Genomic DNA, 17477 nt, shown 5'->3' on the forward strand with positions numbered 1-17477 from the left:
TCTAAATACTGTATGGATGTACAGTATCGTGGCAGAGCCTGCGGCCTTGGTCAAGGTTTGAAATTAGGGCAGCACGCCCGTACGTTCGGTTGTATGCTGACCCGATTAGGCCGCGCCGATAATGGTTGCGGGGTGATCCAAAAGGGGCTAGTATTATGGACATGGGCGACGCACTCGCGTAACCCGACAACCCCTAGAGGACGACTGAATTGGAAAAGACCGTGGACATTCTCAAAGTTGAGGCAGAGATTGCCAAACTGATGACGGAATCTGCAAAGCTGACCGCCGAGGCGACCAAGCTGAACGCGGAAACCGTCAAGATGAATGCGGAAGCCGCCAAGCTACAACGCGAGACGCGGTGGTATCCGGTGATCTGGGCTACGGCCTTTGTCGGAACCGCCCTTGCGCTCGCTAGAATCCTGCCTCACTAACTGACCGGCCCGCGCAAGCGGGCCTTTCTCTATGCGCTACTCCCCGCCGTCTGCTGCTGACCTCCGAAACCTCAAAGACTCGCTCAATAAGACCAGTGAGGAAATGGCCGAACTGTTCGCGCTCGCTGGCGGACAGCAGTGGCGGAAATACACAGGGGGCGAGTCTCCGCGCGTGATGGGCGAAGATCGGTTGTTCTACGCCGCTGCGCGGCTCGCGCTAACGGACGAAGAGATACAGCGCGTCTACAGCAAGATGCGTGAGATTGGCGCGGACATCGCTCCGGAATGACCTATAGTGAATTCTCCGCCGTCTGGAGGATTCGCCATGACTGAGTTTGACTCCCGCGTTCTGAAACTGCGCATCTTGGAAGCTTCGATAGAGGTTGACGAGGTATGCGAAATGACGCGTAGCCTACTGACCAAAGCAAGGCTCAGGAAGGCGCAAGACGCACTTGACGATGCTTTACGCGTGGTGCGCAAGTATGTGCCGGATACGCAAGAGCCTATGCAAGGTCTGCAAGACACGCCTTCATTTCCGCGTCACGGCGCTTGACCAATCCGGGAAGTTGTTTCTTCGAGCGGTCTTTCGTCAAACACTTCCCCGACGTGTCCCCATAACCTTGCGGAACCGTCACGCATACCCATTTCGCGAGTTCGTAGCACGCGCCCGCGTGGTCGCCCGTGTTGAGTTTCTTGAGGAGCGTACTAGACGCGAGAGCGCCCGCGCCCGCATTAAACACGAAGTCCGTGTAGGCCAGTTTTTCACCCGGAGACAGAGGAGATTTAACGATCTTCTGTACGGCCTTCTCCGCCTCGTTAATGTCTTTCCCCAGCAAGTAGCTACACACGTCGTTTGAGAACGTCTGCCCGAGCCGCAACGGCTTTCCGTCCGGGCCTGTACGTGCATGACCGACGCACACGGTAGCGATGCCTACAGGATCGCTGTAGACCTTGTTGAAATTTCCCTCAAACTGAGAAGCAAACAGCGCGGCGGCCAAACCTGCGGCACCTGCTACACGGGCAACAATGGCCCTGTTGATTTGCGGCATAGATTTCCTTGATAGAAAAGAAAAAGCCCGCGCTAACTGCTCGCGGGCTGATCGGTGGGTTGTGGGCCTTATTTGGCCGGTCTATTTGGAAGCGTTACGCCGGGTATCGTCACTCGCGACATAGCGTCAACGAGTGGCGGCAATGGGTAGAAGTCGCCGCCGTATCCGCTGGATGCGGAGCCGTCACTATGGCCCGTGAGTGCGTCCGAGACCTCGCGGCTAATACCTACCGAGCGGCAGGCGTCTTTGAACGAGTGGCGGAAGCTATGGAACGTCATGCGCGGGTCAGTGACCTTGCACACTTTGCGCAGGTAGTCGCTAAACCACTTGGCCCATGTAGGCGATACGCGGCCGTGCCTATCCGGCTTCATGTCGAAAAGTCGTAGGTGGCCGTTGCGGGACTGTGCGAACTGGACGAACCCCAGACGCAACAATTCGGCGTGAATCGGGATGCGACGGAGGCTTCCCAATGTTTTCACGCGCTGGCCGCGCTCCTCGTCATACACGAAGCGTACGCACCAATGGCCGCCTTCTTCGAATACATCGTCTGGTGCTAATTGGCATAGCTCCTCGACACGTGCACCTGTGAATGCCGCAAGCAAAGGAACCCAGTATGCGGCCTCTCCAGCGCCGCGAACCGGGCGCGCACCCTCTGTGTATATGGGGCTGTTGAAGATTGCGCCGAGTGCCGTCGTGTCAAACGAGATACGGGCCTTTTCGGTGCGTTTTACAGTCACCGACACACGTTGAATTTGAGTCGGTATCACCTCGTTCTCGTAACCGAAGCGCAGTAGCGTAAAGAACTGGTCCATATACCGCTTTACGCTTGACGCAGCTAGACCCGACTCAAATAATTTGTCTTTCAGCTTGACCAAGTGCTGACGCGTAATAGTTGCTACTGGAATCCGCCCGACGTGCGTGTAGAAGCGGTCCACCGCGAGGTTCATTTGGTCTATTGCGCCGCCCGTTGGCTTCCGTTCCTTCGCCCACTTTTCTACTAGCGCGGCGAGGTGTTCGGCCGATGAACTGCCCGCAACGATAGGGCGGGGTTCGGGCACCGGTGCCGGGGATTGGGCAGCGGCAGGGCGAGGATCGGGCAGAGGCGCGGCGTTGCCGAATACCCGGCGTAGCGCCTCCTCCTGCACGGCAACCTGACGGTTGAACTCGGTGTGCTGGGATAACCGCCGCCCGGTCTCGTTGAACAGGGTTTCTAGAAACGGGCGAGGCTCCAGACCAAGCGCCTTGCGAGTCTCGGTGTGGAACCGGCTGGCCTCTATGACATCCGGAGACAACGCGAGCGGATCGAGGGGTTGCGCTGCCTGTCCGGCCCGGATCGCCCTGAACTCACAGTCAAGGCGATAGCTCTCCTCGCGAACCTTCTCCCGCGCTACAGCAGGGTCGGACGTACCCAGGGCTTTGACGATTTCCTTGCGGCCGTTGTAGTGGGTCTGGAGGTCTGTCGGAACTTTCCGGCGAATGTAGTATCTAGAGCCACGCCGCAGGAGATGGTTTGTCATGGTGTCATCCTCAGTGGATGTAACACCGGCTACCGCACCCCGCAAACCCTTGTCCGACAAGGTTTCCCCCGAAAATCAAAGGGTTAAGTGTAGCATGTTTGTTTATGGCAAACTGCGCGCGTGATCGGGCCGGCTGACGGCCCGATCGCGTCCGGCGGCCGTTTTTTCGACCGTGCCCGGGCTGCCGGCCGCCACCCGGCGGCGGTCCGGCCGCGGCGCGCCTCCCGCCGTAACCAGCAGAAAGGATTCGCTTGAAACTTCCGTACGAATGGCAGATCGGCTGGCGCTACACGCGCGCCGGCAAACGCACGACCGGCAACGGCTTCATTTCCTTCATCGCGCTCGTCTCGATGCTCGGGATCGCGCTTGGCGTCGCGGCGCTGATCGTCGTGCTGTCGGTGATGAACGGCTTCCAGAAGGAGGTGCGCGACCGCATGCTGTCGGTGCTTGCGCACGTCGAGGTATTCTCGCCGACGGGCTCGATGCCCGACTGGCAACTGACCGCGCAGGAAGCGCGCCGCAATCCGGCGGTGATCGGCGCGGCGCCGTACGTCGACGCGCAGGCGCTGCTCACGCGCCAGGACGCGGTGAGCGGCGTGATGCTGCGCGGCGTCGAACCGTCGCTCGAGCCGCAGGTGTCGGACATCGGCAAGGACATGAAGGCCGGCCGGCTGGCCGCGCTCGTGCCGGGCCAGTTCGGCATCGTGCTCGGCGACGCGCTCGCCGGCAATCTCGGCGTGACGGTCGGCGACAAGGTCACGCTCGTCGCGCCCGAAGGCTCGATCACGCCGGCCGGCATGATGCCGCGCCTGAAGCAGTTCACCGTGGTCGGCGTGTTCGAATCGGGCCACTACGAATACGACAGCACGCTCGCGATGATCAACATCCGCGACGCCGAGGCGCTGTTCCGGATGAGCGCGCCGACCGGCGTGCGGCTGCGACTCACCGACATGCAGAAGGCGCCGCAGGTCGCCGTCGAGCTGTCGCATACGCTGTCGGGCAGCCTCTACATTCGCGACTGGACCCAGCAGAACAAGACGTGGTTCTCGGCCGTGCAGATCGAGAAGCGGATGATGTTCATCATCCTCACGCTGATCATCGCGGTGGCCGCGTTCAACCTCGTGTCGTCGCTCGTGATGACGGTGACCAACAAGCAGGCCGACATCGCGATCCTGCGCACGCTCGGCGCGCAGCCGGGGTCGATCATGAAGATCTTCGTCGTGCAGGGCGTGACGATCGGCTTCGTCGGCACCGCGTCCGGCGTCGCGCTCGGCTGCCTGATCGCGTGGAGCATCCCGTGGCTGATCCCGATGATCGAGCATCTGTTCGGCGTGCAGTTCCTGCCGCCGTCGGTGTACTTCATCAGCGAGCTGCCGTCCGAACTCGTCGCGAGCGACGTGATCCGGATCGGGCTGATCGCGTTCGCGCTGTCGGCCGTCGCGACGCTCTATCCGAGCTGGCGCGGCGCGAAGGTGAAGCCGGCGGAGGCGCTCCGCTATGAATGACCGCGCGGCCGCATTCGCGGACTCACGACAACAACACAACAGACAGGATTCGGCAGGTATGCAGGAATACGTGCTTCAGGCGCGCGGGATCACGAAGGCGTTCGTACAGGGCGGCTTCAACGTGCAGGTGCTCGACAACACCGAGCTGACGGTGCGGCGCGGGGAGAAGCTCGCGGTCGTCGGTGCGTCGGGCTCCGGCAAGAGCACGCTGCTGCACGTGCTCGGCGGCCTCGACGAACCGAGCGCCGGCGAAGTGTCGCTGCTCGGCAGGCCGTTTACGCAACTCGCCGAGCGCGAGCGCAACGAGCTGCGCAACCGCGCGCTCGGCTTCGTCTACCAGTTCCACCACCTGCTGCCCGAGTTCACGGCGCTCGACAACGTCGCGATGCCGCTGCGCATCCGCCGGATGACGACCGAGGACGCGCGGGAGCAGGCACAGGCGATGCTCGAACGCGTCGGTCTCGGCCCGCGTGCGAAGCACCGGCCGGGCGAGCTGTCGGGCGGCGAACGGCAGCGCGTCGCGATCGCGCGCGCGCTGGTCACGAAGCCCGCGTGCGTGCTCGCCGACGAGCCGACCGGCAACCTCGACGGCACGACGGCCGACACGGTGTTCAACCTGATGCTCGAACTGTCCGAGACGCTCGAAACGAGTTTCGTGATCGTCACGCACGACCCCGATCTCGCCGCGCGCTGCGACCGCATCATGCGGCTGCGCGACGGGGTGCTGCACGAGGAGCCGGCGCTGCCGGTGTAAAGAAGCCACGCCGCTCGCCGGCCGCCTGTTCGTCGCGGCATGGCACAACGGCGCAGGACCGCTGCCATGTGGATCGACACGCACTGCCATCTCGATGCCGCCGAGTTCGACACCGACCGCGACGCGGTCGCGCAGGCTGCGCACGCGGCCGGCGTGTCGCGCATCGTGATCCCGAGCATCGGGCGCGACAACTTCACGACGGTGCGCGAACTCGCGCAGCGCACGCCGGGCGCGGCGTACGCGCTCGGCATTCATCCGATGTATACGCCGCAGGCGCGCGACGCCGATCTCGACCGGCTGCGCATGGAGATCGAGGCGAGCCTCGACGATCCGCGTTTCGTCGCGATCGGCGAGATCGGGCTCGACTATTTCGTGCCGGGGCTCGACGAAGACCGGCAGCAGTTCTTCTACCAGGGCCAGCTCCGGCTCGCGCGGGAATTCGATCTGCCGGTGCTGTGCCACGTGCGCAAGTCGCAGGACCGCGTGCTGGCCGGGCTGCGCCGTTTCGGCGTGCGGCGCGGCATCGCGCATGCGTTCAACGGCAGTTTTCAGCAGGCCGAAGCGTATCTGGCGCAGGGGCTGCATCTCGGCTTCGGCGGCAACGTGACCTTCTCGCGTGCGCGGCAGATCCGCCGGCTCGCCACCGAGTTGCCGCTCGACGCGCTCGTCGTCGAAACCGACGCGCCCGACATCGCGCCCGAATGGGCCTACAAAACCCGCAATACGCCCGACCAGGTGCCGCGCATCGGCGATGTGCTCGCCGAATTGCGCGGGCTCGATACCGGCGAACTGGCCGTATGCACTTCGGCTAACGCGCTCGCCGCGCTGCCGCGACTCGCCCTTTCGTCCGCATAATCGTTGCCGGAAGGCGCCGCATGGGCAGGGGCGGCGCCGGGTCGACGAGGAGGCGGAATGCGCGTGTGGTGGATCGCGTTCGCGCTCGGCGTCGTCGTGCTGCAGCGGCAGGCGGCGTTGCCCGGGGCGATCGCATGGACGATCGGAGCAGCCGTGCTCGCGGGCTGCGCGGCGCTGGGCGCATGGTGCGTGCGTCGACGGCGCACGCGTGCGGTCGTCGTATGCGGATGGATGCTGTGCGCGGTCGCGGCCTGCGTCGCGGGGTTCGGCTATGCGGCCGCGCGCGCCGAATGGCGGTTGCGCGACAGCCTGCCTGTCGAGTGGGAAGGGCGCGACATCGTCGTCACGGGCGTGATCCGCGGGTTGCCGGTCGTTGACGAGACGGGCGCGCGGCTGCTGTTCGCGGTCGAGTCGAACGATGCGAGGCTCACTCGTTTTCCGCCATTGATCCGGCTGTCGTGGCGCGCGTATGGCGCATCCGCGACACGCGATGCGCTGCCCGATTTGCGCGCTGCCGAGCGCTGGCGTTTCGTCGTGCGTCTCAAGCGCCCGCATGCCGAGGCCAATCCCGGCGTGCGCGACAGCGAGGCCGCGTGGCTCGCCGCGGGCATTCGTGCGATCGGCTATGTCAGTGCGCCGCGTCGGGCGGTATTGCTCGATGCGCGCGCATCGGGGTGGCGCGCATCGATCGACCGGGTGCGCGACACGCTGCGCGCACGCATCGGCGCGGTGCTGGGTAGCGATGCGGCGCACCGCGGCATCGTCGCCGCGCTGGCCATCGGCGACCAATCGGGCATCGGCGACGACGACTGGCGCGTCCTGCGCAACACCGGCACGAGCCACCTGGTCGCGATTTCGGGTCTCCATGTCGGGCTGGTCGGCGCGATCGCCGGCTGGCTGGTCTCGATGGTCTGGCGCCGCGTGCGCTGGCGCGCGCGGGCCGCGACGCTCGTGTTGCCGGCGCCGTACGCGGCCGCGCTTGCCGCGCTGGTTGCTGCCGCGGGCTACGCCGCGCTCGCCGGCTTCAACGTGCCGGCACAGCGCGCGTGGTGGATGATCGCGGGTGGCGGCGTCGCATATCTGGCCGGCCGCAGTGTGCCGACGTCCGCGGTGTTGTGCGCGGCGCTCGGCGGCGTGCTGCTCGCCGATCCGTGGGCCGTGCTGTCGGCCGGCTTCTGGCTGTCGTTCGGCGCGGTCGCGGTGATCCTGCTGGCCGTCGCCGGCTGGCGCGCGGTGCGCGAGATCGATCGGAACGACGAGATCGACGAAACGGGCGCGGAAAGCGGTACGGCCCGCTTGCGGAGGCGGGTGCGCGGATGGGCCACGCGCTGCCGGCGCCGCATCGCCGAGGCGACGCGCGTGCAGTACGCGGTGACGATCGGTCTCGCGCCGCTCACCGCCGCCTGGTTCGCACAGGTCTCCCTGTCGGGCCCGTTCGGCAATGCGTTCGCGATTCCGTGGGTCAGCTCGGTCGTGACGCCGGTCGTGCTGGCCGGCATCGCGTTGCCGCCGCCGCTCGATGCGGCGGCCTTCCGGCTGGCGCATGCGGCGCTCGCACCGATGATGGCGCTCCTCGCGCACCTGGCCGACTGGCCGGCCGGTGTGTTCTGGCCGCGCATGCCCGAGTGGCCGGTGCTGGCGCTCGCATGCGTGGGGGTCGCGTGGGCGCTGATGCCGCGCGGCTGGCCGTTGCGTTGGGCCGCGCCGCTGACGTGGCTGCCGCTCGTCGCGCCGGCGCCCGACGCGCCGCCGCCGGGCGGTTTTCGGCTCACCGTGCTCGACGTCGGGCAGGGCGCGGCGGTGCTGGTCGAAACCGCTCGGCGAACCTTGCTGTTCGATGCGGGGCCGGGCGCGGAGTCGTCCCACGCCGGCACGCGGATCGTCGCGCCGGCATTGCGGGCGCGCGGCATCGCGACGATCGACTCGCTTGTGCTCAGTCACGCGGATGCCGATCATGCGGGCGGCGCGCCGGCCGTCTATGCGGCCGCCGACGTGCGCCAGTTGCTGGCCGGCATTGCGCCGCGGCACCGGCTGTGGCGCGAGGCGCAGGCGGCCGGCGTGGCCGATCGGCTGCCTTGTGCGGCCGGGCAGCGGTGGACCTGGGACGGCGTCGTCTTCACGATGCTGTGGCCGCCGGGCGGGGTGGGCACGGGTTCGTCGAACGGACAATCGTGTGTGCTGCGCATCGATGCGGGTGGCGCCTCGGCATTGCTGACGGGCGACATCGATGCGCGCGGCGAGCGCCGACTCGTGAATGAGGCGCGCGACGCGCTGGCCGCGCAGATCCTGGTCGTGCCGCACCACGGCAGCCGCACGTCGTCGGTCGAGCCTTTCCTCGATTCGGTCGGGCCGCGCGTCGCGGTATTTCCTGTAGGCTATCGCAATCGTTTCGGGCATCCGCACCGGACCGTGCTCGCCCGCTACGAGGCGCGCGGGATTCCGCTGCCGCGCACCGATCGTGACGGCGCCGTGCGGTTCGACGTCGCGCCGGCCGGCGGCGGGTTCGCATTCGCACGCTATCGCGACGAACGGCGCCGGTACTGGATGGACCGGTGAGCGCGGCGAAGGCTGGCGTATCGGGACGGAAAACTCGCGGCCGGCGTACCGTGCCGAAGCACGGTTCCGACATAAATATGAAGCATGGAGCTGGCGTAGGCTGAAGCACTCACTCTTGCCGACCGCGAAGCATTGGACGGGAGTAAGCGCTGAAGCGCCAACTTTCGTCGACCGCGAAGCATGGGGCGAGAGTAAGCGCTAAAGCGCCAACTCTCGTCGACAAAGGAGACATCGGCGTTTGAAGGACATCCTCCACTTCTCGCATGCGAACGGCTTCCCTGCGTCCACGTACCGGACGATCTTCGCCGAACTGGCCGACGACTACGAGCTGCGCTACATCGAACGGATCGGCCACGACCGCCGCTACCCGGTGACGCGCGACTGGCCGCATCTCGTCGAACAACTGCTCGACGATATCGGCAGCCGCTACGAGCGCCCGGTCTGGCTCGTCGGCCATTCGCTCGGCGGCTACCTGTCGCTGATGGCCGCGCTGAAGAAGCCGCAGTGGGTGCGCGGCGTCGTGATGATCGATTCGCCGATCATCGCGGGCTGGCGCGCCGGCGCGCTGCGCGCGAGCCAGTGGGCGGGGCTCGACGAGCGGCTGTCGCCGGCCGCCGCGACGCGCAACCGGCGCACGCGCTGGACGAGCCGCGACGAAGTGTGGCGGCATTTCCGCGAGAAGCCCGCGTTCGCCCGCTGGGACGAGCGGATGCTCGCCGACTATATCGACTACGGGATCCCGCAGGCCGGCGCCGACGGCGAGCGCGCGCTGGCGTTCGACCGGCAGGTCGAATACCTGATCTACCGGACGCTGCCGCACACGCTCGGCCCGCGGCTCGCGCACGGCGCGCCGGTGCCGCTCGGCTTCCTCGCCGGCACGCGCTCGCGCGAGGTGCGGCAGGTCGGCCTCGATGCGACGCGCCGCGCGACGCGCGGGCGCATCGAATGGCTCGAGGGCAGCCACCTGTTCCCGATGGAGCGGCCGATCGAGACCGCCCGCGCATTGCAGCGGATGCTGAATTCGCTGAAGGCGCAGGAGAGCGGCGTTTCGCAGGCCGGCGTGCCGCTCGCGAGGCGCGCCTGACGCTTCGTCGGGCGGCTGGAACGCCCGCCGGCGCATGCGCGCGGCGCCGACCGGCCGGCCGGTTCGCACCGGCGCACGCGACCGGCGCGGGCCGCCACGAAAGGGCGCGATCATCACGTCATTGCTGAGAGAAGGGCGGGCTTTACGGTATAATCCGTTTTTCCCGCGAGCATCCAGCGATGACCAAATATGTTTTCGTCACCGGCGGCGTAGTTTCTTCCCTCGGCAAGGGTATTGCCGCCGCCTCTCTCGCCGCGATCCTCGAATCGCGCGGTCTGAAAGTCACCCTCCTCAAACTCGATCCCTACATCAACGTCGACCCCGGCACGATGAGCCCGTTCCAGCACGGCGAAGTGTTCGTGACGGAAGACGGAGCGGAGACCGACCTCGACCTCGGCCACTATGAGCGCTTCATCAGCACGAAGATGCGCAAGGCCAACAACTTCACGACCGGCCAGATCTACGAATCGGTGATCCGCAAGGAACGCCGCGGCGACTATCTCGGCAAGACCGTGCAGGTCATTCCGCACATCACGAACGAAATCCAGGCGTTCATCGAGCGCGGGGCGGCATCGGCCACCTGCGGCGAGCCGGACGTCGCGATCGTCGAGATCGGCGGCACGGTCGGCGACATCGAGTCGCTGCCGTTCCTCGAGGCCGCGCGCCAGATGAGCCTGCGCCTCGGCCGCAACAGCGCGTGCTTCGTGCACCTGACGCTCGTGCCGTACGTCGCGACGGCCGGCGAGCTGAAGACGAAGCCGACCCAGCACAGCGTGCAGAAGCTGCGCGAGATCGGCATCCTGCCGCACGTGCTGCTGTGCCGTGCGGATCGCCGCATCCCCGACGACGAATCGAAGAAGATCTCGATGTTCTCGAACGTGCCCGAAGACGCCGTGATCTCGGTGTGGGACGCCGACAGCATCTACAAGATTCCGCAGATGCTGCACGACCAGGGCCTCGACCGGATCATCTGCGAAGAGCTGAAGCTGTCGCCGAAGGATGCCGACCTGAGCATGTGGTCGACGCTCGTCGAAAAGCTCGAGAACCCGCAGCACGAAGTGACGATCGGCATGGTCGGCAAGTACGTCGACCTGACCGAGTCGTACAAGTCGCTGATCGAGGCGCTGCGTCATGCGTCGATCCATACGTCGACCAAGGTCAACATCGAGTACATCGACTCGGAAGAGCTCGAGACGAACGGCGTCGATAGCCTGAAGCATCTCGACGCCGTGCTGGTGCCGGGCGGCTTCGGCCGTCGCGGCACGGAAGGCAAGATCGCCGCGGTTCGCTACGCGCGCGAGTCGAAGGTGCCGTATCTCGGCATCTGTCTCGGCATGCAGCTCGCGGTGATCGAATTCGCGCGCGACGTCGTCGGCCTGAAGCAGGCGAACAGCACGGAATTCGATCCGGACACGCCGGAGCGCGTGGTCGCGCTGATCACCGAATGGTACGACCGCGAAGGCAAGGTCGAGACGCGCACCGAGGAATCCGATCTCGGCGGCACGATGCGCCTGGGTTCGCAGCGCTGCCCGATCAAGCCGGGCACGATGGCGGAGGAAATCTACGGCAAGGACGTGAACGAGCGCCATCGCCACCGTTATGAAGTCAATAACCGCTTCGTGCCCCAGCTCGAAGCCGGCGGCCTTATCATCAGCGCCCGTACCCCGAGCGAGGATCTGCCGGAAATGATGGAGCTGCCGCGTTCGATGCACCCGTGGTTCGTCGGTGTCCAGTTCCACCCGGAATTCACGTCCACGCCGCGTGACGGTCATCCGCTGTTCAAGTCGTTCGTCGAAGCCGCGCTCGCCAACAAGCAAGCGCGCGGAGTGCAAGCATGAAGCTGTGCGATTTCGAGGTCGGTCTCGACCAGCCTTTCTTCCTGATCGCGGGTACCTGCGTCGTCGAATCGGAGCAAATGACGATCGACACGGCCGGCCGCCTGAAGGAGATCTGCGAGAAGCTGAACGTTCCGTTCATCTACAAGTCGTCCTACGACAAGGCGAACCGCAGTTCGGGCAAGTCGTTTCGCGGCCTCGGAATGGACGAAGGGCTGCGGATCCTCGGCGAGGTGAAGCGCCAGCTCGGGCTGCCGGTGCTGACCGACGTGCATTCGATCGAAGAGATCGAGCAGGTCGCGTCGGTCGTCGACGTGCTGCAGACGCCCGCGTTCCTGTGCCGTCAGACCGATTTCATCCATGCGTGCGCGCGCTCGGGCAAGCCGGTCAACATCAAGAAGGGCCAGTTTCTCGCGCCGCACGACATGAAGAACGTGATCGACAAGGCGCGCGACGCGGCACGTGAGGCCGGGCTGTCGGAGGACCGCTTCATGGCGTGCGAGCGCGGCGTCTCGTTCGGCTACAACAATCTCGTGTCGGACATGCGTTCGCTCGCGATCATGCGCGAGACGAACGCGCCGGTCGTGTTCGATGCGACCCACTCGGTGCAGTTGCCGGGCGGGCAGGGCACGAGCTCGGGCGGCCAGCGCGAATTCGTGCCGGTGCTCGCACGCGCGGCGGTCGCGACGGGCGTCGCGGGCCTGTTCATGGAAACGCATCCGAATCCGGCCGAGGCGAAGTCGGACGGCCCGAACGCGGTGCCGCTGAACCGGATGGGCGCGTTGCTGGAGACCCTCGTCACGCTCGACCAGGCGGTGAAGCGCAATCCGTTCCTGGAAAACGATTTCAATTAAAGATCGAATGAACCTTGCGACGGCTTCGCGCGTCTGTAGCGAAAGCGGTTCCGGCGCGCACGCCGTCGCAGTTTGAAGAATCCATCGTCATTCTCAGAGGAAACCCATGAGTGCAATCGTAGATATCATCGGCCGCGAGATTCTGGATTCGCGCGGCAACCCCACCGTCGAATGCGACGTGCTGCTCGAATCGGGCACGATGGGCCGCGCGGCGGTGCCGTCGGGCGCGTCCACCGGCTCGCGTGAAGCGATCGAGCTGCGCGACGGCGAAGCCGGCCGCTACAACGGCAAGGGCGTGCTGAAGGCGGTCGAGCACATCAACACCGAAATCTCCGAAGCCATCATGGGCCTCGACGCGTCGGAACAGGCGTTCCTCGACAAGACGTTGCTCGAGCTGGACGGCACCGACAACAAGTCGCGCCTCGGCGCGAACGCGATGCTGGCCGTGTCGATGGCCGTCGCGAAGGCGGCTGCCGAAGAAGCCGGCCTGCCGCTGTACCGCTACTTCGGCGGTTCGGGCGCGATGCAGCTGCCGGTGCCGATGATGAACATCGTCAACGGCGGCGCGCATGCGAACAACAGCCTGGACATCCAGGAATTCATGATCGTCCCGGTCAGCCAGCCGACGTTCCGTGAAGCGCTGCGCTGCGGCGCGGAAGTGTTCCACGCGCTGAAGAAGATCCTCAGCGATCGCGGCATGAGCACGGCGGTGGGCGACGAAGGCGGTTTCGCGCCGAACTTCGGCAGCAACGACGAGTGCCTGTCGACGATCCTGCAGGCGATCGAGAAGGCCGGCTACCGTGCGGGCGAAGACGTGCTGCTCGCGCTCGACTGCGCGGCATCCGAGTTCTACCACGACGGCAAGTACCAGCTCGCGGGCGAGGGCCTGCAACTGTCGTCGGCCGAATTCACCGATTACCTCGCGACGCTCGCCGACAAGTTCCCGATCGTGTCGATCGAGGACGGCATGCACGAAAGCGACTGGGACGGCTGGAAGCTGCTGACCGATCGCCTCGGCAAGAAAGTGCAACTGGTCGGCGACGACCTGTTCGTCACGAACACGCGTATCCTGAAGGAAGGCATCGAGAAGGGCATCGCGAACTCGATCCTCATCAAGATCAATCAGATTGGTACGCTGACCGAAACGTTCGCGGCGATCGAAATGGCGAAGCGCGCGGGTTACACGGCCGTGATCTCGCACCGCTCGGGTGAAACGGAAGATTCGACGATCGCGGACATCGCGGTCGGCCTGAACGCCGGTCAGATCAAGACGGGTTCGCTGTCGCGCAGCGACCGCATCTCGAAGTACAACCAGCTGCTGCGTATCGAGGAAGATCTCGGCGACATCGCGAGCTACCCGGGCAAATCGGCTTTCTATAACCTGCGCTAACGCGCTACTATCGGGTTAGTCATCTCGACGCCGCTCTGTGCCTGTGCGCGGAGCGGCGCTTCTTATATCTGCGTCTCTTACATGCGGCTTGTCACTGTCGTCCTGATTGCCTTGCTGGCGCTCATTCAGTACCCCCTATGGTGGGGACACGGCGGCTGGCTGCGGGTGCACGAATTGCGTCAGCAACTCGACGATCAGTTGCAGAAGAACGCGGACGAGAAGCTGCGCAACGAGCGCACCGCCGGTGAAGTGCAGGATCTGCAGAGCGGCACCGCGGCGATCGAGGAGCGTGCGCGCTACGAGATGGGCATGGTGAAGGACGGCGAAGTATTCGTGCAGTTCGTGTCGCCGAATGCACCGGCAGGGCCGGTGAACAACACGCCGTCGAATACGTCGACGCGTGGCGCCGTCTCCGCGGCGCCGGTGCGCGTCGTGCCGAATCCGCAGTCAATCGCGAAGCCGTCGCGGCATCGCGGCGGCGACAAGGGCAAGGCGGCGCATCACTGAGCACGATGCCTCGAATCCATTGAAAAAGCGCGGGAAATGCCGCGCTTTTTTATTTCCTGCCAGTCGTCAATCGATCGGGCGACGCCCGCTCACCACCACCAGCCCGGGTAGCCGTAACCGATACCCGTACCCCAGCGATTACCCCATCCGCCGTAGTACCCGCCGTAGACCGTCACGGGCGGCGGCGAGTAATAGGCCCACGCGCGCGCGGCCGCTTCGGCCGCCATCGCGCTGTTCTGCTCGCGCAGTACCTGCCGATCGATCTCGTCGTAGCGCTTGCGTTCGGCGCTCGACAGCACCGGCGGCTGGCCGCCCGACGCGCCCGGTTCGGGCAAGCGGCTCAGGATCGTGGCAGTGGGCGGCGGCATCGCGCAGCCGGCAAGCGCGAGCGTGCCGGCTGCCATGCTCGTCAGGACGAGGGTGCGGAGTGTGTAAAAGGGGCGGCGATTCATGCGTTTCTCCTGCAGCGCGCCGACCGTGGAAGGCGGCTTGCGCCGAAGGCCGTGCCTCCGGCGCTTGAACCGCGCGTGCGGCGCTCGTGCGTCATTATGCGCCCGCGCCGTGCCGCTGGCGGGCACGGGTGCGCGGCTCAGTGACGCTGGTCGGTCGCGGGTGCGATGCCGGTTTCGACACCGGGCGCCGCGAACAGTTGCGCGACGTCGACCGGATCGAATTCGTAGCGCTGGTTGCAGAACTCGCAGTGGATCTCGACGTGGCCGCGCTCGACGATCACGCTGTCGACTTCCTCGCGACCGAGCATGCGCAGCATCGCGCCAACCTTCTCGCGCGAGCACGAGCACTGGAAGCGGGTGCCGGCCGGTTCGAAGTGCTGCACGTTTTCCTGCCAGAACAGCCGGCGGAACACCACTTCCGGTTCGACTTCGAGCAGCTCCTTCGCGGACAATGTGCCGCCGAGCGTGCACACGCGCTCCCACGTGTCGAGATCGGTCTCGGCGTTGCGCGGCACGATGCCGCCGTCGCCCGGCAGCTTCTGCAGCAGCATCCCGACCGCGCGGTCGCGATCGGCCGCGAGCCACAGACGCGTGTCGAGCTGTTCGGAATGATGCATGTAGTGCTCGAGCACCTGCGACACCGATTCGAGCGGGCCGTCGATGCCGTTCAGCGGCACGATGCCCTGGTACGGCTGCTGGCCCGGCAGCTTGTCGGCCGGGTCGAGCGTGATCACGCAGCGGCCGTGGCCGCTCGCGTTGACGAGCGCCGCGAAGTTCGTGTCGTCGCCGATCGTCTGCGCGGCGTCGCCCGAGAACTTCGCGGTGGCCCGCATCGACAGATCGGACCCGCACTGGACGACCAGCATCTGGACCGGCCCGTCGCCGAAGATCTGCATGATCAGGGTGCCGTGAAATTTCAGGTTCGCGGACAGCAGCGCGCACGCGGCCATCATTTCGCCGAGCACCGTGCGCACGGGGGCGGGGTAGTCGCGGCGGGCGAGCACTTCCTGCCACGTGTTGCGCAGCGAAACGATCTCGCCGCGCACGGGCGCCGCATTGAACATGAATTTCTGTAACTGGTCGCTCACTCTTCTTCCTTGAAATCCGTGCGGATCACCCGATCCGCACGAGTTGCTCCTTGAAATGCGCGCGTCGCTCGACATACGTCTTCGCGTTCGCGCGCAGCCGCGCGACGTCTTCGGCCGACAGCTCGCGCACGACTTTTGCCGGTGCGCCGAGAATCAGCGAATTGTCCGGGAACGTCTTGCCTTCCGTCACGACCGCGCCGGCACCGACCAGACAGTTGCGGCCGATGACCGCTCCATTCAAGACCACCGCCTGAATCCCGACCAGCGAACCTTCGCCGATCGTGCAGCCGTGCAGCATCGCCTGGTGCCCGATCGTCACGTTTTCCGCAATCGTCAGCGGAAAGCCCGGGTCGGTATGCAGGACCGCGCCTTCCTGGACGTTGCTGCCGATGCCCACGGTAATCGTCTCGTTGTCGCCGCGAATCGTCGCGCCGAACCACACGCTCGCGTTTTCCTCGAGCACGACCTTGCCGATGATGGCCGCCGTATCGGCGACGAACACGCTTTCGTGGATCGTCGGGGCCGTATCGCCCAGCTTGTAGATCGTCACGGGGTCTCCTTGTCTCTTCGATGATGGGCGCCGGTAGAATGGCGCGTCCGGTGTGGCCGGCGCCTGGCGCCGTGGAACAAACGCATATTGTAAACCGTCGCGTGCCTGTGCTCCCGCCACGCGTACGCAGGGTGTCCCCGTTTATGAGCATCGAGTCTTCTTCTTTCGGCCCGGCGCCGGCCTGTGTGCGCCGCGCGGCGCTCGACGCACTGCTCGTTGCCGAGCCGGCGGTCAAGGCCGCGCAGGTGCGCGCGTTGCACGATGCGCTGCGGGCCGGGCAGGCCGCGATCGCGCCGGCGCTTGAACTGCGCGAACCGGCCGGTCTGCCCGGGCGCCCGGCGCGGCCGCCGCTCGTCGAACCGCGCGAGCTGCAGCGGCGCAGCATGCGATCGCCGGCAGGGCGTGCCGTACTGCTGCACGCGCTCGCCCATATCGAATTCAATGCGATCAACCTGGCGCTCGATGCGGTCTGGCGCTTCTCGGGCATGCCGGACGCGTTTTACGCGGACTGGCTGAAGGTCGCGGCCGAGGAGGCCTATCACTTCACGCTGCTGTCCGACCGGCTCGCCGACGGGTTCGGGCATGCTTACGGCGATTTTCCGGCGCACAATGGGCTGTGGGAAATGTGCGAGCGGACCAGGGACGATGTGCTCGCGCGCATGGCGCTCGTGCCGCGGACGCTCGAGGCGCGCGGGCTTGACGCGTCGCCGCCGATTCGCGCACGGCTCGTGCAGGCGGGCGACGATGCGTCGGCCGCGATCCTCGACGTGATCCTGCGCGACGAAATCGGCCATGTCGCGATCGGCAACCGCTGGTTCCGCCATCTGTGCGACGCCGCCGGGCGCGACCCCGTGCCGGCCTATCGGCAGCTCGCCGAGCAGTACCACGCGCCGCGATTGCGCGGCCCGTTCAATTTCGATGCGCGGCGCGATGCCGGCTTCGACCAGGCCGAACTCGATGAACTGGCCGCGCAGGATGCGGCGGACGGACGTCCCGCGCACTAGCCGGATCGCGTTCACCCACGTCCGGACGGCCGCCGGCCGGCTCGCG

General features: G+C 66.0%; 17 protein-coding genes. 12 read left to right on the forward strand and 5 right to left on the reverse strand.

What is annotated here, in order from left to right; translation table 11 throughout:
• The first annotated feature begins 209 nt into the window (after positions 1-209).
• Positions 210-431: a hypothetical protein gene (locus tag QZM72_RS15835; protein WP_212186830.1), complete on the forward strand. Its 222-nt coding sequence runs from the start codon at positions 210-212 to the stop codon at positions 429-431.
• Between the two features lie 103 nt (positions 432-534).
• On the forward strand, positions 535-720 hold the full coding sequence (locus QZM72_RS15840) for a hypothetical protein (protein WP_367620035.1): 186 nt from the start codon (positions 535-537) through the stop codon (positions 718-720).
• A 214-nt stretch (positions 721-934) separates the two neighbouring features.
• Here the strand turns inward: QZM72_RS15840 and QZM72_RS15845 are convergent, their stop codons facing one another.
• Both QZM72_RS15845 and QZM72_RS15850 read right to left on the reverse strand, forming a co-directional pair.
• Positions 935-1480 carry a lysozyme gene (locus tag QZM72_RS15845; protein WP_301738631.1) on the reverse strand — a complete coding sequence of 182 codons (546 nt, stop codon included), beginning with the start codon at positions 1478-1480 and terminating at the stop codon, positions 935-937.
• Positions 1481-1548: 68 nt separating this feature from the next.
• A complete protein-coding gene (locus QZM72_RS15850; RefSeq protein WP_301738632.1) occupies positions 1549-2997 on the reverse strand; it encodes a site-specific integrase in 1449 nt (482 codons plus the stop codon).
• A gap of 251 nt (positions 2998-3248) precedes the next feature.
• On the opposite strand from QZM72_RS15850, the gene QZM72_RS15855 reads away from it, so the two are divergent.
• The 9 genes from QZM72_RS15855 to ftsB all read left to right on the forward strand — a co-directional run bounded on the left by QZM72_RS15855 (position 3249) and on the right by ftsB (position 14337).
• The gene (locus tag QZM72_RS15855) at positions 3249-4502 is read left to right on the forward strand and encodes a lipoprotein-releasing ABC transporter permease subunit (RefSeq protein WP_089467801.1); all 1254 of its coding nucleotides are present in this window, start codon (positions 3249-3251) and stop codon (positions 4500-4502) included.
• The gene (gene lolD / locus QZM72_RS15860; protein ID WP_179233405.1) at positions 4495-5256 is read left to right on the forward strand and encodes a lipoprotein-releasing ABC transporter ATP-binding protein LolD; all 762 of its coding nucleotides are present in this window, start codon (positions 4495-4497) and stop codon (positions 5254-5256) included. Before QZM72_RS15855 ends, lolD begins: the two co-directional genes overlap by 8 nt.
• A 66-nt stretch (positions 5257-5322) precedes the next feature.
• A complete protein-coding gene (locus QZM72_RS15865) occupies positions 5323-6111 on the forward strand; it encodes a TatD family hydrolase (RefSeq protein ID WP_089467799.1) in 789 nt (262 codons plus the stop codon).
• A 57-nt stretch (positions 6112-6168) separates the two neighbouring features.
• Positions 6169-8667 (forward strand): DNA internalization-related competence protein ComEC/Rec2, encoded by a 2499-nt coding sequence (locus QZM72_RS15870; protein ID WP_301738633.1) that lies wholly within the window; start codon positions 6169-6171, stop codon positions 8665-8667.
• 238 nt (positions 8668-8905) lie between these two features.
• Complete coding sequence (locus QZM72_RS15875; protein WP_089467797.1) at positions 8906-9751, forward strand: alpha/beta fold hydrolase; 846 nt, start codon at positions 8906-8908, stop codon at positions 9749-9751.
• A gap of 179 nt (positions 9752-9930) precedes the next feature.
• Complete coding sequence (locus QZM72_RS15880; protein WP_034207739.1) at positions 9931-11589, forward strand: CTP synthase; 1659 nt, start codon at positions 9931-9933, stop codon at positions 11587-11589.
• Positions 11586-12440 carry a 3-deoxy-8-phosphooctulonate synthase gene (gene kdsA, locus QZM72_RS15885; RefSeq protein WP_044848177.1) on the forward strand — a complete coding sequence of 285 codons (855 nt, stop codon included), beginning with the start codon at positions 11586-11588 and terminating at the stop codon, positions 12438-12440. The genes QZM72_RS15880 and kdsA overlap by 4 nt, the downstream gene beginning before the upstream one ends.
• 106 nt (positions 12441-12546) lie before the next feature.
• Positions 12547-13830 carry a phosphopyruvate hydratase gene (gene eno / locus QZM72_RS15890; RefSeq protein WP_006478406.1) on the forward strand — a complete coding sequence of 428 codons (1284 nt, stop codon included), beginning with the start codon at positions 12547-12549 and terminating at the stop codon, positions 13828-13830.
• A gap of 81 nt (positions 13831-13911) precedes the next feature.
• Positions 13912-14337 carry a cell division protein FtsB gene (ftsB, locus tag QZM72_RS15895; RefSeq protein WP_089467795.1) on the forward strand — a complete coding sequence of 142 codons (426 nt, stop codon included), beginning with the start codon at positions 13912-13914 and terminating at the stop codon, positions 14335-14337.
• Between the two features lie 89 nt (positions 14338-14426).
• Here ftsB and QZM72_RS15900 read toward each other — a convergent pair whose 3' ends face one another.
• The 3 genes from QZM72_RS15900 to QZM72_RS15910 all read right to left on the reverse strand — a co-directional run bounded on the left by QZM72_RS15900 (position 14427) and on the right by QZM72_RS15910 (position 16427).
• Positions 14427-14789 carry a hypothetical protein gene (locus QZM72_RS15900; RefSeq protein ID WP_089467794.1) on the reverse strand — a complete coding sequence of 121 codons (363 nt, stop codon included), beginning with the start codon at positions 14787-14789 and terminating at the stop codon, positions 14427-14429.
• A 137-nt stretch (positions 14790-14926) separates the two neighbouring features.
• On the reverse strand, positions 14927-15877 hold the full coding sequence (gene hslO, locus QZM72_RS15905; protein ID WP_089467793.1) for an Hsp33 family molecular chaperone HslO: 951 nt from the start codon (positions 15875-15877) through the stop codon (positions 14927-14929).
• 25 nt (positions 15878-15902) lie between these two features.
• Positions 15903-16427: a gamma carbonic anhydrase family protein gene (locus tag QZM72_RS15910; protein ID WP_089467792.1), complete on the reverse strand. Its 525-nt coding sequence runs from the start codon at positions 16425-16427 to the stop codon at positions 15903-15905.
• A 143-nt stretch (positions 16428-16570) separates the two neighbouring features.
• Between QZM72_RS15910 and QZM72_RS15915 the strand changes: the two genes are divergently transcribed.
• On the forward strand, positions 16571-17431 hold the full coding sequence (locus QZM72_RS15915; RefSeq protein WP_301738634.1) for a ferritin-like domain-containing protein: 861 nt from the start codon (positions 16571-16573) through the stop codon (positions 17429-17431).
• The last annotated feature ends 46 nt before the right edge of the window (positions 17432-17477 follow it).

The organism is Burkholderia sp. AU45388 (assembly GCF_030481585.1).
Lineage (GTDB): Bacteria > Pseudomonadota > Gammaproteobacteria > Burkholderiales > Burkholderiaceae > Burkholderia > Burkholderia sola.

Bases quoted from the DNA above. Each gene is read 5' to 3' on its own strand.
- QZM72_RS15840 (WP_367620035.1), top strand. From the start codon at position 535: ATGGCCGAACTGTTCGCGCTCGCTGGCGGACAGCAGTGGCGGAAATAC.
- QZM72_RS15845 (WP_301738631.1), bottom strand. From the start codon at position 1,480: ATGCCGCAAATCAACAGGGCCATTGTTGCCCGTGTAGCAGGTGCCGCA.
- QZM72_RS15850 (WP_301738632.1), bottom strand. From the start codon at position 2,997: ATGACAAACCATCTCCTGCGGCGTGGCTCTAGATACTACATTCGCCGG.
- lolD (WP_179233405.1), top strand. From the start codon at position 4,495: ATGAATGACCGCGCGGCCGCATTCGCGGACTCACGACAACAACACAAC.
- QZM72_RS15865 (WP_089467799.1), top strand. From the start codon at position 5,323: ATGTGGATCGACACGCACTGCCATCTCGATGCCGCCGAGTTCGACACC.
- QZM72_RS15870 (WP_301738633.1), top strand. From the start codon at position 6,169: ATGCGCGTGTGGTGGATCGCGTTCGCGCTCGGCGTCGTCGTGCTGCAG.
- QZM72_RS15880 (WP_034207739.1), top strand. From the start codon at position 9,931: ATGACCAAATATGTTTTCGTCACCGGCGGCGTAGTTTCTTCCCTCGGC.
- kdsA (WP_044848177.1), top strand. From the start codon at position 11,586: ATGAAGCTGTGCGATTTCGAGGTCGGTCTCGACCAGCCTTTCTTCCTG.
- eno (WP_006478406.1), top strand. From the start codon at position 12,547: ATGAGTGCAATCGTAGATATCATCGGCCGCGAGATTCTGGATTCGCGC.
- ftsB (WP_089467795.1), top strand. From the start codon at position 13,912: ATGCGGCTTGTCACTGTCGTCCTGATTGCCTTGCTGGCGCTCATTCAG.
- QZM72_RS15900 (WP_089467794.1), bottom strand. From the start codon at position 14,789: ATGAATCGCCGCCCCTTTTACACACTCCGCACCCTCGTCCTGACGAGC.
- QZM72_RS15915 (WP_301738634.1), top strand. From the start codon at position 16,571: ATGAGCATCGAGTCTTCTTCTTTCGGCCCGGCGCCGGCCTGTGTGCGC.